Origin of the sequence: Lacrimispora indolis DSM 755, assembly GCF_000526995.1 — a bacterium.
GTDB lineage: Bacteria > Bacillota > Clostridia > Lachnospirales > Lachnospiraceae > Lacrimispora > Lacrimispora indolis.
Genome location: NZ_AZUI01000001.1, coordinates 1,331,308 through 1,349,476 on the forward strand (window position 1 = coordinate 1,331,308; position 18,169 = coordinate 1,349,476).

General features: G+C 46.4%; 13 protein-coding genes. 3 read left to right on the plus strand and 10 right to left on the minus strand.

All coding sequences use genetic code 11. The features are described 5' to 3' along the window. Positions 1-10 precede the first annotated feature (10 nt). The 4 genes from K401_RS0106375 to K401_RS0106395 all read right to left on the minus strand — a co-directional run bounded on the left by K401_RS0106375 (position 11) and on the right by K401_RS0106395 (position 5,698). Positions 11-2,269, minus strand: a complete 2,259-nt coding sequence (locus K401_RS0106375; protein WP_024292169.1) for a sensor histidine kinase — start codon at positions 2,267-2,269, stop codon at positions 11-13. Further along, the gene (locus tag K401_RS0106380; protein ID WP_024292170.1) at positions 2,241-2,954 is read right to left on the minus strand and encodes a response regulator transcription factor; all 714 of its coding nucleotides are present in this window, start codon (positions 2,952-2,954) and stop codon (positions 2,241-2,243) included. The genes K401_RS0106375 and K401_RS0106380 overlap by 29 nt, the downstream gene beginning before the upstream one ends. A gap of 358 nt (positions 2,955-3,312) precedes the next feature. After that, the gene (locus K401_RS0106390; protein ID WP_024292171.1) at positions 3,313-4,257 is read right to left on the minus strand and encodes a 3'-5' exoribonuclease YhaM family protein; all 945 of its coding nucleotides are present in this window, start codon (positions 4,255-4,257) and stop codon (positions 3,313-3,315) included. 130 nt (positions 4,258-4,387) lie between these two features. Continuing rightward, positions 4,388-5,698 carry a S1C family serine protease gene (locus K401_RS0106395; protein WP_024292172.1) on the minus strand — a complete coding sequence of 437 codons (1,311 nt, stop codon included), beginning with the start codon at positions 5,696-5,698 and terminating at the stop codon, positions 4,388-4,390. A 403-nt stretch (positions 5,699-6,101) separates the two neighbouring features. On the opposite strand from K401_RS0106395, the gene K401_RS0106400 reads away from it, so the two are divergent. The 3 genes from K401_RS0106400 (at position 6,102) to K401_RS0106410 (ending at position 10,677) form a co-directional block, all read left to right on the plus strand. Beyond that, on the plus strand, positions 6,102-8,492 hold the full coding sequence (locus K401_RS0106400; protein ID WP_024292173.1) for an endonuclease MutS2: 2,391 nt from the start codon (positions 6,102-6,104) through the stop codon (positions 8,490-8,492). A gap of 67 nt (positions 8,493-8,559) precedes the next feature. Beyond that, positions 8,560-9,270, plus strand: coding sequence for a response regulator (locus K401_RS0106405; RefSeq protein ID WP_024292174.1), 711 nt, complete (start codon positions 8,560-8,562; stop codon positions 9,268-9,270). Next, positions 9,271-10,677, plus strand: a complete 1,407-nt coding sequence (locus K401_RS0106410) for a sensor histidine kinase (RefSeq protein ID WP_024292175.1) — start codon at positions 9,271-9,273, stop codon at positions 10,675-10,677. It begins immediately after the preceding gene. A gap of 145 nt (positions 10,678-10,822) precedes the next feature. Here K401_RS0106410 and K401_RS0106415 read toward each other — a convergent pair whose 3' ends face one another. The 6 genes from K401_RS0106415 to K401_RS0106440 form a co-directional block, all read right to left on the minus strand. Further along, positions 10,823-12,535, minus strand: a complete 1,713-nt coding sequence (locus K401_RS0106415) for a type 2 periplasmic-binding domain-containing protein (protein WP_024292176.1) — start codon at positions 12,533-12,535, stop codon at positions 10,823-10,825. A 103-nt stretch (positions 12,536-12,638) separates the two neighbouring features. Then, positions 12,639-13,463, minus strand: coding sequence for an AraC family transcriptional regulator (locus tag K401_RS0106420; protein ID WP_024292177.1), 825 nt, complete (start codon positions 13,461-13,463; stop codon positions 12,639-12,641). Positions 13,464-13,480: 17 nt separating this feature from the next. Next, a complete protein-coding gene (locus tag K401_RS0106425) occupies positions 13,481-14,563 on the minus strand; it encodes a Gfo/Idh/MocA family protein (protein ID WP_024292178.1) in 1,083 nt (360 codons plus the stop codon). Next, the gene (locus tag K401_RS0106430) at positions 14,560-15,738 is read right to left on the minus strand and encodes a Gfo/Idh/MocA family protein (RefSeq protein WP_024292179.1); all 1,179 of its coding nucleotides are present in this window, start codon (positions 15,736-15,738) and stop codon (positions 14,560-14,562) included. The genes K401_RS0106425 and K401_RS0106430 overlap by 4 nt, the downstream gene beginning before the upstream one ends. A 105-nt stretch (positions 15,739-15,843) precedes the next feature. Further along, positions 15,844-16,713 (minus strand): carbohydrate ABC transporter permease, encoded by an 870-nt coding sequence (locus K401_RS0106435; protein WP_242842297.1) that lies wholly within the window; start codon positions 16,711-16,713, stop codon positions 15,844-15,846. Between the two features lie 26 nt (positions 16,714-16,739). Further along, positions 16,740-17,678 (minus strand): ABC transporter permease, encoded by a 939-nt coding sequence (locus K401_RS0106440; protein ID WP_024292181.1) that lies wholly within the window; start codon positions 17,676-17,678, stop codon positions 16,740-16,742. Between the last annotated feature and the right edge of the window lie 491 nt (positions 17,679-18,169).

An 18,169-nucleotide genomic window follows, 5' to 3' on the forward strand; every position in this document is an offset into this window, starting at 1 on the left:
TCCATAAACATCAATCCTCAGGAATCGGCCACCGGATGATCACCCGGAACAAATCCGCCTCCACCTCTATTTGCAGACGTCCATTCTGCAGCTCCACAAAGCTTTTTGCAATGGCCATCCCAAGGCCGGACCCTTCCGTATTTCTGGACTGGTCTCCCCTGACAAATCTTTCCGTTATTTCATCCGGGTTAAAGGTAAGTTCAGCAGCCGAAACATTCTTCAAGGTAGTGACCACATAGCCTCCTTCCTTCTTCATGTCAATGTAAGCTCTTGTATAAGGCATGGCGTACTTAATGATATTTGTCAATAAATTATCAAATATGCGGTAGGTTTTCTGACTGTCTAAAGGAAGAACGATCTTTTCATCGGGCAGATTCCACCGGAAATCAATGGTGGACTCCTCTATTTTATCGCTCAGCTCCAGGCTGACCTCCTTTAACAGGCTGACAATATCCACATCCTCCAGATTCAGGGTAACATTGTTGCTGTTGGCTTTGCTGATTTCAAACAAGTCCTCAATCAGCGATTTCAATCGCATGGACTTTTGTTCCAGTATATCAATATAAGCCTTTCTCTGCTCCGGCGTAACATGGTCATCTCTTAATAAGTTTACATAAGTTATAATCGCTGTTAAAGGCGTTTTCAGATCATGGGACATATTGCTGATTAAGTCCGTCTTCAGCTTCTGGCTTTTCACTTCCTCACCTACCGCCACCTTAAACCCCCTTTGTATCTTTTGTATCTCCTTCTTAAACGGCTCAAACACGCTTAAATCCTCTTCAATGTCAACCTCTAAATTTCCCTCTGCGATCTGGTTTGTGGCCCTTAAAAGAATGCTGTACTTTTCAGTTAATTCCCTGTAATATTTTCTCATCACTATAAACAGGGCTATGGAATAAAGGATCAGGGCACCGATCCCAAAAAACCACAAACTGCAAAGAATGGCCAGGATAATAAAATTCACTCCAACGATCCGGAAAATAGTCCGGTCCGACCGTTCCTGCAAGTTGATATTCCCTACAAATGTATAAACCTTATGGCAAAGGTTTTTCACCCATTCCCAGAACCAGCCGCACAAAGTCCGTTCATGAAAGTAACGCTTAAAGCCGATGCGTATCACATCACGCATGCATAAAACCGCCCAATAGACGATGGCAAATGGAATGGACCACCACATCAGGTTCCAGAACCTTACCATGACCCTGGCAACAAGAGGCAGGAAGTTGGCCCGCATAAGGGCGTCATACAAATCCCCCCTGTTTGTCACTGCCACAAGATTTGTAAGCCCCATTCCAAAAAGTACGGCCCCGCAGCCCACTCCTGCAATGATCTCCAAAGGTGCTCTTAAAAGTCTGCTGGCCTCCGGAAGAGTCGGGTCAAAACAGGCGAAGATAAAGGCGGCGATAGCCACAGCACAGATCAGGCCGATAAATATTCTGGAAACGCTGCCGGAGTAATTATAAGAGTTCCAGACCGTTTCTCTCTCCTCTTCATATGAGGCGATCTGCTGAGGCCTCATTCCATACGCAAAGGTGACATTTCTCGGGCTTTTCAGCTTTAGATCCGTTTCATAGAGATACTGATCCCAATAGCAGTCACTCATAGGATCTTTTCCACCCAGGGTCTCCAGCGTATTTAAAAGCCTGACAGCATTTTCTCCGCTTACAGCTTCCACCTTCATGCGCCCCAGATCATCATAATGGAGCACCGCCTTAAAGGTATATTCATTGCTCCCTGCAATGGACCGGCCTCCTGCATGATCGTTCAAAACTCTTCCGTCCTTATCAAGGACCTGATAATCCAGGAAACTTTTCATACCTCCAAAATACCGGCTCCAGGATTCATATTCCCTGATGCAGTTCCTTCGCAGCTCTTTTAAATACTCATACCGCTCCTGCCCGCCGGTCAAATCGTAAGATTCTTCCGCAACCTCTGCGGTGATATTCTCACTTACCGCTGTCTCCGTCTCTCCCTCCCCTGCCGGCGCAGCCATGGGGTTCTTTAATTCCTCCTCAGCCTGAGGGAAATAAAACTGGAAAGGAGAAATGACACTGCCTTGCTCATACTGGGCCTGCTCCAGAGAAAGCACGTAATTGCTGGTCACCAGATGCCGAAGAAATTCATCCTGCCCATAAACAGGCTCCTCGTATCTGGCCGACTCATTTTTAAAAAACGGATAAAGTCCTACCATGACAGCAGATGCCAGTAAAACCACGATCACCGCCAGGACAACGCTGAGCCTATGCTTGTTTCTCAATTTTATATCCAACTCCCCACACCACCTTTAAATATTTGGGTTCTTTTGGGTTGATCTCGATCTTTTCCCGGATCTTCCTTACATGAACCATGATCGTATCCGTGTTAATGGCACGTTCATTCCAGACCCGCTCATAAATCTCTTCCGCAGAGAACACTCTTCCCGGATTTTTCATGAGAAGGGCAAGTATTTTAAACTCAATGGGGGTCAGCTTCACCGGCTTTTCATCCACGGTAACCTCCACCGTATCCTCATTAAGCTCCAGCCCTCCGATGGAATAAACATTGCTTTTCTCTTTCTGCTCCTTTTCTTCCAGCACATCCATATATTTTTTATAACGCCTGAGCTGGGAATTTACTCTTGCCAGCAGTTCCATAGGTGTAAAGGGCTTTGCTACATAATCGTCCGCACCGATATTAAGCCCCATGATCTTATCCACTTCCTCAGACTTTGCCGACAGAATGATCACAGGAAAATCATGGTTTTCTCTTAATTTCACGGTCATGGTAATGCCATCCATCCGGGGCATCATTACATCTACAATGGCCAGATGGATCTCTTCCCTCTCTAAAACCTTAAGGCCTTCCACGCCATCTGCCGCCTGAAACACTTCGTACCCCTGACTTCTTAAATATATTTCGATCCCCTGCCTGATCTCTTTATCATCCTCTACCAATAAGATGTGGTTTGCTTCCATGCTATCTCTCCTTCTCCCATTCCTGCCCGTTTTTGTCAGAGCCCGCTCTGCTTTACCTGGCAAAGTCCGCTCCGCGCTGCCGGGCCTAAAGGTATACCCATAGGGTGCTGTCTGACAAATTATATAGTTACTGACTATAACATCCCATTTATGATACCACATTTTCTTTCTTTTTACTTCATTTAAAGGATACGAAAGCAATCTTAAATGGAGGGCCAGAGAAAACGAAAGAAATTCTAAAATTTACGTATCCTTTTTATAACGCCTTTTTACAAACCCAAAAAGCGCATCAGGATTCCCGTAATCCTGATGCGCCTTATCACTGCCATTTGTATGCTGTATTAATCTCATTTAAATATTATTCCGTTGTCTTCCGTATATTGCTCTCCATCAGCCGGTTATATCCCAGCCAGCCGTTGTTGTCTCCCGCTCCCTTTAACACCTCGATCATGGTCTCCATCTTGGCATCCGTATTATCTGCGAAATTTAAGGCCAGGGCTTCGATCAAAGCAGGTTTCTTGGGAGAGCCGTATTCCAGCTCCCCATGATGGGCCAGAATGCAGTGCTTCAGCTCAGAGGCCGTCTTTTCCGGAAAACCGGGGATCGCCCGGATCCTCTCTCCTACCATTTCCGTTCCAATGATGATGTGGCCTAAAAGCTGGCCGTCGTCGGTATAATCATTTTCCGGAAACGTGGAAAGTTCCCTGGTCTTTCCGATATCATGGAACATAGCAGCAGCTATGAGTAAATCCCGGTTAATAAGAGGGTAATAGCCGGCATAATAGTCACACAGCTTCACCACGCTTAAGGTATGCTCCAAAAGCCCGCCTACAAAGCCGTGATGAACGCTTTTTGCCGCAGAATGGAACTGAAATGCCTTGGCAAACGCGGCATCCTCCACAAAAAAGCTTTCCAAAAGCTTTTTTAAATGAGGACTCTTGACCGTTCTGATAAAGCCTAAAAACTCCTCATACATAAGCCCGATATCCTTGGCGGAAACAGGGAGGTAATCTCCGGGGACGAATTCCCCATCTTCTGCCTTACGTACCCGTTTGATATTCAGCTGGTTGGAATTCTGGAAAACGGTCACATCTGCATCTATGTATACATAATCCAGAGTTTCAAAATTACCGATTCCCGGAGAACCAAGATCCCAAATTTTGGCATCCACTGTTCCGGTCTTGTCCTGAAGAATCAGGCTCCCATATTCTTTTCCTGACTTTGTAAGGGCAATCTGCTTATTTTTGCATAAATACACATCTGAAACATGCATTCCTTCACGGAATGATTCTACATACCTCATCCTTTTCCTCCACATTCTGAACACTAACAAAGCGGCTGGATATGCAGGCATATCCCCTTGCTTTATAAACTCAAGGTTAAAAGACCGTTTTCTTTCAACCCAACCTCAGGCAACAAGGAAGCCAGGAAGATCACCTGGCTCCAATGGTTACCTGATACTGTATCTCTTTATATTCTTCCCTTCCATTGCGGGAAACACTCACAGGAATCACATCTCCAGGGTTGGTATTTTCAAGGACTGCCTGGAAGTCCTTCATGGTAACAATGGTTTCATCTCCCATGGTCCTTATAATATCGCCGCACTGGATCCCGGCATTGTAGGCAGGGCTGTCTGCATTTACGTCAACTACATACACTCCGAGAGGCAGCCCAGTGCTGTTCATGACAGCGCTCACTTCCTGTCCCTTGATCCCAAAGTACGGGAATGCCCCGCCATTGCTCATCTTTCCCAGAATGCTCTTATAGTCGGATATGGCCATGGCTGCCGTCATATCCTTGCTTCCGTCATTCTTATGATCATCAGTCACCCAGCCGATGATCTGACCGGCTGTATTCATGAGAAAAGTGCCTGTACTGGCATTTCCTTTCACATCGGAATACAGGATGCGGGTTACTCCATCCGTAACCTGCACGTTTTTCGTTATATACGATATAAATCCATAACCAACAGAATGAACCATGCCGGCAGGGCCGCCAACGGCCACAACCAGATCCCCCTGTTTCACGGAATAGGAATTCCCCAGCTCAATGGCCTTGACTTCCTCCAGCAAAGCCCTTCCTAAGTCAGCCGTAGAAACGCTTACGATTGCCATTCCGGAAAGCTTGTCGGTCTGCTTGACGGTTCCCTGAACCTCTGTCCCATCGGAAAACGCCACACGGATAGCCTCTGCATCCTCCACTGCCCCATCCGGGGTCAGCACAAGAAGCTCCTGATTTGCAGAAGCGATGATCACTCCGGAAAACAAGCTGGAATTTTCCACAGAGTTATTAAACCAGTCTGTCTGGGTCTTTACGGAATGGACCGTCACGATCCCTTTGTCCGACTTTTGGACCAAAGACCGAAGGCTTCCATACAGGGTATTTAAATCATCCACTGAAAATGGATATTTCTCCATGGCGGACTTTAGAATATCTTCAATAGGTTCCGTCTCAGCCGCCGTAGACCCGGTCTCAGCCTCAGCAGGCACCGTTTCAGGGTCATCCTTTGGTATGGTCACAGGAACACTTTCACTGGTGGATTCCTTTTCAAAAAATCTTTCAGCGACAGGCCGGGATACGGCAAATGTAACAGCTGCAACGATTCCGAAAATAACCGCAGTCGCAAAAAGGCCCAAAGCCCTTTTAAGCATATCCCTTTTTGACATGGGCTGTCTCACTATCTTTTCATTGATAAACCGACGTGGCTCCGTCTTTCTATCGCCTGGCCCGTTATTTTCCGGCATACTAACCCTCCTTTGCAGAAGACCTAAATACTATTATAAGGTCCTTCGTCCCTTTATGCAAGAAAAACATGAGAACTTTGGCCCCTCAGCCCAATGATCTTTCAAGATTTCTGCATTACCGGCTCATGAAAGACCAAAAACCTTTTATATGGATTTGTGCACCTATACATAAAATACTGTCTGATGTTATACTAAATACACAACGTTGTTCCGTCCGGATTTATAAAGCAATGCCCGCTCCTGCTGATATTTGAATAACAAATGAATCATACTAAGTAAAATATGACTGGCAGGAAAAGCAACCTGAGGATTGCAGTTTTCGTCCCATATATGCTATACTGTAACAGATACCATCATCACCGGACCACAGTGTAAAGAAAGCAGAATAAACAAGGTATAACATATGAATCAGAAAGCATTAAAAACTTTAGAATATCATAAAATCATCGCACAGCTTACCCAGTTCGCGTCCTGCGATTCCGGCAAGGAGCTGTGTAAGAATCTGGTCCCTTCAACGGACTATCATGAGATCGTAAGGGCTCAGAAGGAAACCACCGATGCAGCCACAAGAGTCCGTCAGAAAGGCAGCATCTCCTTTGGAGGCATCAAAGACATCCGGCCTTCCTTAAAGCGCCTGGACGTAGGAAGCGCCCTGGGGATCGTGGAGATTCTTTCCATCAGCTCCCTTCTTACCTCCTCAGCCCGGGTAAAAGCATACGGCCGTCATGAAGACTCGGAACTGCCGGAAGACTCTCTGGAGGAATTCTTCCGGATGCTGGAACCGCTTACCCCGGTCAACACGGAAATCAAACGCTGCATCCTCTCCGAAGAGGAAGTGAGCGATGACGCCAGCCCGGGGCTTCATCATGTAAGACGCTCCATGCGATCCATTAACGACAAGATTCACACCCAGTTAAACTCCATATTAAATTCCAACCGGACCTATCTTCAGGAAGCGGTGATCACTATGAGGGATGGACGTTACTGCCTCCCGGTGAAATCCGAACACAAATCCCAGGTATCCGGCATGGTTCACGACCAGTCCTCTACAGGCTCCACCCTATTTATTGAACCAATGGCAATCGTAAAGCTTAATAACGATCTCCGGGCCCTGGAAATCCAGGAACAAAAAGAGATCGAGATGATCCTTGCGGATCTAAGCAACCAGCTGGCTCCTTATCTTGAGGAGCTGGAAACAGACTTTGAAATCCTGACAAAACTGGATTTTATTTTCGCAAAGGCAGCCTTATCCAGGCATTACAACGCCAGCGAACCAATATTTAACACAAACAGGATCATCAACATCAAGGATGGACGCCATCCCCTTTTAGATCCTTCCAAGGTAGTCCCCATCAGCATTCATCTTGGCCGGGACTTTGACCTTTTGATTGTAACCGGCCCTAATACGGGAGGAAAGACTGTCTCTTTAAAGACAGTAGGCTTATTTACCCTCATGGGACAGTCCGGCCTTCATATTCCGGCATTTGACGGCTCTGAGCTGGCGGTGTTTGACGAGGTGTTTGCAGATATTGGAGATGAACAGAGCATTGAGCAGAGCTTAAGCACCTTTTCTGCCCACATGACCAACATCGTCCATATCTTAGAACAGGCAGACAGCAATTCCCTCTGCTTATTTGACGAGCTTGGAGCAGGAACCGACCCTACGGAAGGAGCGGCTCTTGCCATCTCCATCCTGTCATTCCTTCACAACATGAAATGCCGCTCCATGGCAACCACCCATTACAGTGAGTTAAAGGTATTTGCCCTTACAACTCCAGGCGTAGAAAATGCCTGCTGCGAGTTTAACGTGGAGACCCTTAAGCCTACTTACCGCCTTTTAATCGGCGTACCCGGAAAGAGCAACGCCTTTGCCATTTCTAAAAAGCTGGGACTTCCGGATTATATCATTGAAGATGCAAAAAACCATCTGGAAGCAAAGGATGAAACCTTTGAGGACCTTTTGACCCACTTAGAAGAAAACCGGGTCACCATTGAAAAGGAACGGATCCAGATCGCTTCCTATAAACTGGAGGTGGAGCAGCTAAAAGCCCGTCTGACCCAGAAGGAAGAACGTCTTGACGAACGCCGGGATCATATGATACGGGAGGCCAAAGAGGAAGCACAAAGGATCCTGCGGGATGCCAAGGACACCGCAGACCAGACCATAAGAAGCATCAACAAGCTGGCCGCAGACTCAGGCGTGAGCAAGGAACTGGAAGCCCAGCGAAGCAAATTAAGAAACAAGCTTCAGGATGTGGATTCCACCCTTTCCCTGAAAAATGAAAAAAAACAGCCCGGCAAGCAGATCGATCCCAAAAAGCTGAAGCTGGGAGACGGCGTCAAGGTCTTAAGCATGAACTTAAACGGGACCGTCAGCTCCCTGCCTAATGCCAAGGGTGATTTATATGTGCAGATGGGAATTCTCCGTTCCCTGGTCAACCTTTCGGATTTAGAGCTGCTCCACGAGGAGTCGGTTTCCACCCCTTCCGGAAACGGTTCAAGGAAAACGGGAAGCGGAAGCAGTTCTACCCGTATGTCCAAGTCCTTTTCCATCTCACCGGAAATCAACCTGATCGGCATGACCACTGATGAAGCCATTCCCCAACTGGACAAATATTTAGACGATGCCTATCTGGCCCACCTTCCCCAGGTTCGTGTGGTACACGGGCGCGGAACGGGAGCCCTAAAAAATGCGGTTCACAAGCATTTAAAGAAATTAAAATATGTAAAGGAATTCCGGCTGGGCGCCTTTGGCGAAGGGGATTCCGGAGTAACCATCGTTTCATTCAAGTAACATATCTTGCAGGCATATCCACCCGGCTCGTTGCCTTTGCGTGAATCATTTGAGAAAGGGGACCATTATGGCAGAAAAACAGCGGATATTGATCGTAGACGATGACAGCAACATCGCAGAATTAATTTCCCTATACTTGCTAAAAGAATGCTATGAAACAGAAATCGTAGGCGACGGAGAGGAGGCGCTCCGGGTGTTCCCGGAATTCCGTCCCAATCTGGTGCTTTTGGACCTGATGCTTCCCGGTATGGACGGCTATCAGGTCTGCCGGGAGATGCGATCCTCCTCCCAGGTTCCCATCATTATGCTGTCAGCCAAGGGTGAGGTCTTTGATAAGGTCCTTGGCCTGGAGCTGGGTGCCGACGACTATATGATCAAGCCCTTTGATTCCAAAGAGCTGGTGGCCCGTGTAAAGGCTGTCTTAAGGCGCTACCAGACCACTCCTGTTCCTGCAGCCCTCCATACGGACCATCAGGGAGATTACGTGGAGTATCCGGACCTCATTGTCAACCTTACGAATTATTCCGTCATCTATATGGGCCATTCCATTGAGATGCCGCCAAAGGAGCTGGAGCTTCTTTATTTCCTGGCTTCCTCTCCAAACCAGGTGTTTACAAGAGAGCAGCTCTTAGACCACATCTGGGGATATGAATACATCGGTGATACCAGAACCGTTGACGTCCATATCAAACGTCTCCGGGAAAAGATCAAGGATCACACAGGCTGGGCCCTTACAACGGTTTGGGGCATCGGCTACAAATTTGAGGTGAAACGCTAGATGACACATTCTCTCTACTATAAATTCATCCTGGGCTATCTGTTGTTCGGCCTCCTTGGATTTGTGATCATTGCCACCTTTTCTTCTGAGATCACGGACCAGTATCTCCTTGGCCGCCGTTCCGAGGCCCTGTATGATGAGGCTAACCAGATTGCCTCCTCCTACAGCGGCATGTACCATGGAAAGGATATGAACTTATCCTCTTCCTATCCGGAGCTTGTGAAGGAAGCCAATTACCTTCACGCACAGATATGGATCGTGGACCGGCAGGGCAAGGTAGTATCAGACAGCGCTCAGTCTGACAAACAGGGACAGATCATCGAAAACTTTGACCCTACCTCCATGGGCAACAAGTCCTATATTATCGGCGACTATTATCATCAGTTTTCCTATGATGTACTAAGCGTCCATGCTCCCATTACGGGGAACTATACCACCCATGGCTATGTGGTGATCCACCTTCCCTTGTCCTACTTGAGGCTGGAGAGAGATGGGATCTTAAACATCGTCTATGTTACATCGGCGGCGGTGTTCGGCTTATCCCTGATCATCCTCCTGGTCTTTACAAAAAATGTATATTTTCCTCTTAAGAAAATCACAGCCGGGGCAAATGAATATGCCCAGGGAAATTTCGCACACCACATTGAAGTGCATACGAGAGATGAAATGGGCTATCTGGCCGCTACGCTCAACTACATGTCCGCTGAACTGGGCAAGATGGAGGATTATCAGAAAACCTTTATCGCCAACGTTTCCCATGATTTCCGTTCTCCCCTGACCTCCATCAAGGGATATCTGGAAGCCATCCTTGACGGAACCATACCGCCGGAAATGTATGAGAAATATTTAAACAGGGTCATTTCAGAAACGGACCGGCTGAATAAGCTGACACAGGGTCTTCTGACCCTTAATTCCCTGGACAGCAAAGGGTATTTGAACCGTACCAGCTTTGACATCAACCGGGTTATTAAAGATACGGCAGCCTCTTTTGAAGGGACCTGCAGCGAAAAAAGCATTAACTTTGACTTAACCTTTTCCGAAAGTATTCAGATGGTTTATGCGGACCTTGGTAAAATACAGCAGGTCCTTTATAATCTCATTGACAATGCCATAAAGTTCAGCCATGCAGATTCCACCATCTACATACAGGCTTCGGCAAAGTATGAGAAAATATTTGTTTCCATTAAGGACACAGGAATCGGCATCCCAAAGGAAAGCTTGAAAAAGATATGGGAACGGTTCTACAAGACAGACTTATCAAGAGGAAAGGATAAGAAGGGGACAGGGCTTGGCCTTGCCATTGTCAGGGAAATCATCCAGTCCCACGGTGAAAATATTGATGTGGTCAGCACGGAAGGAGTTGGATCGGAATTCATCTTCAGCCTTCCTAAGGCCGGAACTCCATAGCATAGAGAATTGAACCGTACAAAGAAATAAGACAGCTAATGTACTTACTCTCTTTTCTAAATCCCGACTATGGTCTTTGAAATTACAAGCACCCCTGTCAAAAACAGAGGTGCTTGTTCCCGCTTAATAACTCAAACGGTGAATATTACTTTCCGCTGGTGCTATCTCCAAAAAACTCCTGCCATTTATCAGTGCGCTCGTCGATGACGGCCTGGGCGCCGCTTGCCAGGTAATCAGCAAAACCGCTGTCAAATATAGCATCAAATTTATCCACAGAGGCTGAAACAGCCTGATCTAAGAACGCATCCCTTTTTACCCTTAGAGATTCCTCTATACCGGCTTCCGCTTCTATATCTCCCAGATTATAGTGCTTAGGAGCAAAGCCATCAGTCGTTGAAGCGTAATAAGCTTTTGTGATAACATCAGAGGAAACCGTATCATAACCCAAGGCCACCGTTTTTAGAGTTGTTTCCTCATCTTTCATCTTCAGCCCGTTGATCGTAAGAGTATAATCAGTATTGTTTATGGAATTCATGATTTTCTCGCCGGTAACGGACAAGGTTTTGACCGCACCGTCGCTCTGTGTCTCACAGGTAACGCCTTCCTCGCCGAACTGTAAAAATAAACGATTGTCCATTTGGCTGATCCAGTCTAAGTAAAGTGCTGAAGCCACAGGTTCGTTATTTGTAGCCGGGAAAAATATTTTTCTGTCAGTCCCTGCGGGGCTGTAGATATATTTGCGCCTTGCCCCCGTATCATCCTGAAAGGGGTCAATCGCAATCATTCCAGCCTCTTCATCTCCGGTGGCGCGCCGTATATTTGCCTGGATGGAATCTTCACCGTTTCTGTAAGGGTAATCCCAGTTAGGACCAATGGAAGCGCCTACATAACCAGCTTTAATCATATTATCCTCTGTAGGGTCTCCGGCGGGATAAATTGCGAAATCCTTCCATATCAGTCCATCGTTATACCATTTGTTCAACAGCCGGTATCCTTCTTTAACATTGGGATAAGTCATCAGTCTGTCACTGGCAAAACTATTGATGTAATAATCCTTTTCGGTCATAGATGTCGGTACAAAGGAGCCTACTAAGGGCTGAGCACGCCATCCGGCATCAAAGCTATAGGAAAGAGGTACCATCTTTGCTGCATCCGCCCCCAACAGCATCTCGGCATTGTCCTTAAAAGCATGCAGCATAGTCTCAAATTCTTCCAGAGTTGTCGGTTCTTTCATGTTCAGCTTTTTGAGCCAATCCGCCCGTACAAAGGTGCACAAAGTGGCCTGATTGGCCCGCAGAGACTCTATTGCGTATATTGAGCCGGTTTTCGGGTCCTTATTATAATACAAATTCTCTTCACCCAAAAGTTCCCAAAGATTTGGTAAAACATCCTTATACTCTTCAAGAATGGGGGCCATATCCACGACTGCACCCATAGCTGAGTAAGTGGAAACCACCGGATAGGAGTAGGACACACAGATATCGGGAGCAGAACCACCCGCTAAAAGATTGTTGATCTGTTCTGTCTCCGTCCAGCGAGGTACGGGTATAAACTCTACCTCTACATTATGATCCCGCAGCATTCCTTCTTTGATATAATTGGTATAAAAATTATCCTCCGGCTTGGAACCGCCGTCATTGGCACGGTCATAAACCTCCACTGTGATCTTTGTCTTCTCTTTCATACGCACACCATCGAGTTCCTGGTGGACCCCTGCCTTGCCGCTGTCCATAGCTGCGGCAGTCTTCTGCGACGGATCCGGTTCATTCCCAGCCGTTCTCTCTCCACCCTTGCTGCATGCGGTCAACGCAAAAGCCAATACAACTCCTACTATCATTAAGCACTGTTTATCCTTCATTTTGCTCCTCCTTTTTATAATGAAACAGCCCCCTTAGCGGAGGCCGGGCACGTCCACGCAAAAAGCGGCTGTGGCCAGAACACCTTCCATTTATTCCTCAGTCTTATTTTCGATATTCCCTGGGAGAACAGCCAACCCTGCTGGTAAAAGTCCGTGAGAAATTTGAGTAATCGTTAAAGCCGGAGAGTTCACACACCTCCATTAGAGAGTGGTTTTCACACAGATACCGCTTAGCCAAATCCACCTTTTTGCACAGAATATACTGCCCTATGGTAAGTCCCGTAATTTTCTTAAACTGCCGGTTTATATATGCAGAATTAAAGCAAAGGCTGCTTGATATGTCGTCCAGCTTGATATTGTCTGTCAAATTTTGCTCTACATATTCGATAACTTTCTGCACCAGCGCAGGCATCGTGTTCTCAATCTTTTTCTTACCCGCCATTAAAAACAGCCGGTTTAACTGCACAAGCACCTGAAGCAGACAGGATTTAGCCAACAGCCCATGTCCGTAAGCGGTCCCTCCATTCAGGGCCGTCTCCAATTGTTTTGCTGCAAAGATAAAGCTTTGCAGCTCCTGGGTATTCAAATGCAGGACCTTTCCTGTACCTTTAGCGTTCGAAAAGCAATCTGACAAATCCGTCTCAGCATCCGAGAGCTCTCTTAGTATACCTACGCTGACGTTCAGTGTCATTCTCTTGTATTTCACAGTATTTAAGAGTACGGCGCGGTGATATTCTCCCGGATTGATGAGCAATAGCTCACTTCCCATCAAAGGATAGCAATATTGCTCGATATAATAATTAATCTCACCGTCTAAAAATAAATAGACCTCAAAGCCGTCATGACTGTGGTAAGCCCGCTCCACAGCCACTATATCCTTAAAATCGCATTTGCAGTCTTCTTCAAATTTCTCATAAATCCTGTTCATAGGAAACTCCCCTTGTGTTACTTGATCTTTTCGGCATTCAGCTCCGCCAATATACTTAATTCCGCCGCCTTAAAAGCATGTGCCTGCGTCATGGCGTATTCGCTGCGGTTTACACAGTCTAAGATCAGCTTTCCGAAAAACGGATAGCCTACCTGCCCTTCCACCGCGTAATGAAATTCTCCCTCCTCATTGACTAAATAGACGTGATTTCCAACCTCATCCTCCGTACCCACATTGACGAATTTTCGGATCTCAATGTAACCCTTCGTACCGAGAATAAAGGTGCGGCCGTCTCCCCAAGTGCGCAGTCCTTCCGGCGTAAACCAGTCCACACGAAAGTAATGAGTGGCACCGTTATCGGCCACTAGCATGGCATCGCCGAAATCTTCCAGTTCCGGATACTCCCGGTGTCCGTAATTACCCACTTGGCTGTGAACCACTCTCGCATCCTTTGCCCCGGAAAAAAAGAGGAACTGTTCAATCTGGTGAGAGCCGATATCGCACAGGATTCCACCGTATTGGTCCTTTAAGAAAAACCAGTCCGGGCGGGAGGAGGCATTTAATCGATGGGGTCCCATGCCAATAACCTGGACCACCTCACCAATCGTACCCTGTTCAATAAGCTGTCCTGCGTAAACGGCTGATTCCACGTGCAGCCTCTCACTATAGTAGACCATATACTTTTTTCCACTTTGCACCACAGCCCTTTTGGCGGCTTCCAACTGAGAAAGTGAGGTCAGAGGCGCTTTGTCCGTAAAATAATCCTTCCCCGCAGCCAGTACCCGCAAGCCCAATTCGCAGCGCTTGGAAGTAATGGCCGCCCCGGCGATCAGCTTCACTTCAGGATCAGAAAAGATCTCCTCCTCACTCCTTGCGGCTTTCGCCTGTGGGAATGCCGTCAAAAAAGCCTCTACCTTTTTTTCATCGGGATCGTATACCCATTTGAGGGTGGCTCCTGCCTCTGTCAGTCCGTTGCACATCCCGTAGATATGGCCATGGTCTAATGCAATCGCTGCTATGACAAATTCCCCCTCCTTTACTACGGGGCTCGGTTTTCCTTTTGGTGCATAATTCATTCCATCAACTTTATTTACACTCATTTCGTCCTCCCCATGTCTCCTGTAGGAATAATATCAGTATAGGAAAAATTCTCAATACTGGCTTTTTTTTCGTAAAAATGCGGTGCGTGCCTCATCAGGCCATTGGCGGTATAATATTCATCCTCTGGTGTAATGGGCAGCTTGACTGTTCGCTTTTCAAACCCTGCCATATACATAGCGGTAATCAGTTCAACCGTCCCTTTTCCGTCTTCCCCACTAATTAGCGGCCGCGTTCCCTTTTCTAAAGCTGTAAGCACATCATCTATTTCTCCATCGTGTTCCTCGTAAACTAAGGGCTCTATCTTATCGTAATACTCATTCAATTCTTTTTCGAGAACAGCATTGCCCCCCGGTATGGGAAATCCGTTGTTCTGGGTAACATCGGCAGCGATACTCCAGGGCGCAGCAATCCTGGCTTTTTCACATTGAAGGACAATACTCTGTCCCTCTCCGTGGTGAACCACCGAAGCCGTAACCTCCGCCGCCGTACCATCAGCGTATTTGAATGCCGAAAATGAAAGATCTTCCACCTCGGAATTGTTGTGGGCCACATTGGCCAGCAAAGAGGTCACTTCTTCAGGCAGTTCCCCTTTAATCCAGTTAAGTATGTCTATCTGGTGTACTGCGTGATTCAAGGTTGGACCGCCTCCTTCTTTTTCCCAGGTGCCCCGCCACCACAGATCATAGTAGCAATGTCCACGATACCATAAGGAATCTGCATGGGCGGCCAGTATATTTCCAGCCAGCCCACTATCCACCAGCTTTTTTAGGCGCCAGACAGGATTGCGGAAGCGATTCTGAGAGATACAAGACAACACAACGCCATTTCTTTTTTCAGCCTCCAGCATCTCGTCACATTCTTTAAGACCTGGAGCCATGGGTTTTTCTACCAGCACATTTACTCCGGCATTCATGGCGTTTATGGCAATTTCGGCATGGGACGAGGGCGGGGTACAGATATGTACCAGGTCAATTTTCAGCTCAGAAGAGAGCATTTTAATATGGTCGTTAAAAACCCGTGCCCCCTTCAATCCATATTTTTCTTTAGCGGCTTCGGCTTTTTCGGGATAAATATCACAAAGAGCGACGATTTTACACCTTTCAGGAAACAGTAAAAGCCCGTGCAAATGTTTTCCAGAAATATTGCCCAGTCCTACTACAGCTATGTGAATCATATTTTCCTCCTTCTTTATATAAAGTATTGTATTGGAATTTTCGCCTATGCGCCGGAATCCAGGAATGAATCCCTCATTCCCGCAGGTGAAACAGCTCCTGCTTAATTAACCCTTCACGCCTCCTAATGTGACACCGGAGATGAAGTATTTCTGCAAAAACGGATAGACCACTAAGATTGGTACCATAGCGAGCATCACAGTGGCAGCCTTCACAGACTCAGAAACTCCCGGCGCCGTGAAGCCTTCTGAGACCGCTTCTATTGATGACACATTTTTCAGCAGATTATATAAGAGAAGCTGTATGGGAAACAGTTCCCGGCGGCGAGTGATAAACATCAGGGCATCGGAGAAACCATTCCAGCGACCCACGGCATAAAAAAGAGACAGCGTCGCCATGACTGGTTTGGACAGCGGCAGGTATACATACCATAACGTGCGCAGCACCCCGCACCCCTCTATCTGCGCCGCCTCCCGCAGGCTCTCAGGAATTTCATAGAAAAAACTCTTCATAATAATAACATTAAAGACACTCAGGCAGTTCGGAAGTATTAATACCAGCGGATTTTCCAACAGTCCCATATCTTTTAAAAGCAGATAGTTCGGAATGGTCCCAGCGTTGAAGTACATCGTAAAAATAATCAGAGTATTAAAAACCTTTCGCCCTCTTAAGTCTTTGTAGACAAAAGGATAAGCGCAAAAGATTGTCATGCACATGCTGACAAAGGTACAGACAATGGTCAGGATTGCGGTAAAGCACAGAGACCAGATGTATTTCGAGTCGCCCAGGACCTTGACGTATGCATCAAAATTAAGTCCTTTCGGCAGCAGCAGTACTTCTTTTCTGATAAGCGCCTCAGGAGAACTGACTGAACGCGCCGCCACATGGATAACCGGTAGCAGGCAGATGATAATAATCAGGCCGCAGACAGCGGCGATAAGATAATCCATAACTTTTGTTTTTTGGCTTTTTACCACGATTTTTTTACCTCCTTTCGTTCTCCTTACCAGACCCCTTGCTCACCAAATTTTTCAGCCAGAGAGTTAGAAACCAGCAGGAAGATAACACAGATCACAGACTGGAAGAGTCCAACAGCAGTGGTCAGGGAAAACTGCGAACCGCGTATGCCGTTGGTATAAACAAAGGTTGCGATTACATTGTCCACACTTGTCACCAGATTGTTCCCTAAGGCGTAGGGCCGGTCAAACTCACTGCCTAAGATACGGCCTAAATTCATGATCAACAGTACAATAATGGTTGGTTTGATGCTGGGCAGCGTAATGTGCCAGATCCGAGTCAGGCGGTTCGCACCGTCGATAGACGCCGCTTCATACAGTTCAGGATTAACACCTGTAATGGCCGCCAGATAAATGATTGTATTCCAGCCTACGCTCTGCCAGATTCCCAATATCACGTACATAACCACCCAATGGGCAGGATCATCAAGGAAATGGATCGGCTGGCCTCCTGTGGCGGTGATGATATTATTTACCAGACCGTCAGTAGGGGCAAAGAGCTGAAGTGCTATGCCGGAAATAATAATCCATGACAGGAAATGCGGCATATAAACCACGGTCTGCGTCAGGCGCTTGAATTTCTTAAAAGCCAGCTCATTTAGCAAAAGTGCCAGGATAACCGGCGCCGGAAATCCGCAAAGCAAATCTAAGAAGTTAAGGAGCAGCGTGTTACGTACCGCATAAAAGAAATCCCGATTGGCAAATGCCTTGATAAAATATTCAAATCCTCCTTGTTTCGCGCTTTCCATCTCCCATACACTTTGCATTATGTTATACTTTTTGAAAGCGATCTGGATGTAAGTCATGGGTATGTATTTAAAAACGATAAAATATGCAATCGGCAACAGCAACAATAAGTAAAGCCCCCAGTACCTTTTTAAATACAGGTACATTTGCCCCGATCTTACAGCTCTATCCTTAGTCATAATAACCTCCTTTTCATGTATCTTTATTAGTAGTGCAAAACTTGCAAAGTAACCATCACTATATTCCTCCATCAACGTGATATAGTGTTTTTCCTGACATATGCAAATGGTTATATGGTAATATCTCACATACAAACTCCATTTACGCAGGAACCTTTATATAAATTTTATATAAACTTTATTTTTTTGTCTATTCATATCAATACTTGGATATTGCGAAAAATGACTTTTTACTTTCCATTTACGTCTACTTGATATTTCTATATCATTAAGAATATTGTTCTCATCATAATCCGCTCACATATAAAATCGCGATAATATTTACTGCAGCCGAGACAGGAAAATACTATTTTAAAAAGACTTGGAATCAGGCCGAACCAGCCTGATTCCAAGTCTTTTAATAATGAAAATACTGAATCATCGAAAGAATCGCCATGACCGGGGACTGCCTGTCAGCGTATAAAAAAATACCGATACATTTTTCCTCTGGA

What these genes read in the sequence shown, in the direction of transcription:
- K401_RS0106380 (WP_024292170.1), bottom strand. Translation starts at nt 2,954, where the DNA reads ATGGAAGCAAACCACATCTTATTGGTAGAGGATGATAAAGAGATCAGG.
- K401_RS0106390 (WP_024292171.1), bottom strand. Translation starts at nt 4,257, where the DNA reads ATGAGGTATGTAGAATCATTCCGTGAAGGAATGCATGTTTCAGATGTG.
- K401_RS0106395 (WP_024292172.1), bottom strand. Translation starts at nt 5,698, where the DNA reads ATGCCGGAAAATAACGGGCCAGGCGATAGAAAGACGGAGCCACGTCGG.
- K401_RS0106400 (WP_024292173.1), top strand. Translation starts at nt 6,102, where the DNA reads ATGAATCAGAAAGCATTAAAAACTTTAGAATATCATAAAATCATCGCA.
- K401_RS0106405 (WP_024292174.1), top strand. Translation starts at nt 8,560, where the DNA reads ATGGCAGAAAAACAGCGGATATTGATCGTAGACGATGACAGCAACATC.
- K401_RS0106410 (WP_024292175.1), top strand. Translation starts at nt 9,271, where the DNA reads ATGACACATTCTCTCTACTATAAATTCATCCTGGGCTATCTGTTGTTC.
- K401_RS0106415 (WP_024292176.1), bottom strand. Translation starts at nt 12,535, where the DNA reads ATGAAGGATAAACAGTGCTTAATGATAGTAGGAGTTGTATTGGCTTTT.
- K401_RS0106420 (WP_024292177.1), bottom strand. Translation starts at nt 13,463, where the DNA reads ATGAACAGGATTTATGAGAAATTTGAAGAAGACTGCAAATGCGATTTT.
- K401_RS0106425 (WP_024292178.1), bottom strand. Translation starts at nt 14,563, where the DNA reads ATGAGTGTAAATAAAGTTGATGGAATGAATTATGCACCAAAAGGAAAA.
- K401_RS0106430 (WP_024292179.1), bottom strand. Translation starts at nt 15,738, where the DNA reads ATGATTCACATAGCTGTAGTAGGACTGGGCAATATTTCTGGAAAACAT.
- K401_RS0106440 (WP_024292181.1), bottom strand. Translation starts at nt 17,678, where the DNA reads ATGACTAAGGATAGAGCTGTAAGATCGGGGCAAATGTACCTGTATTTA.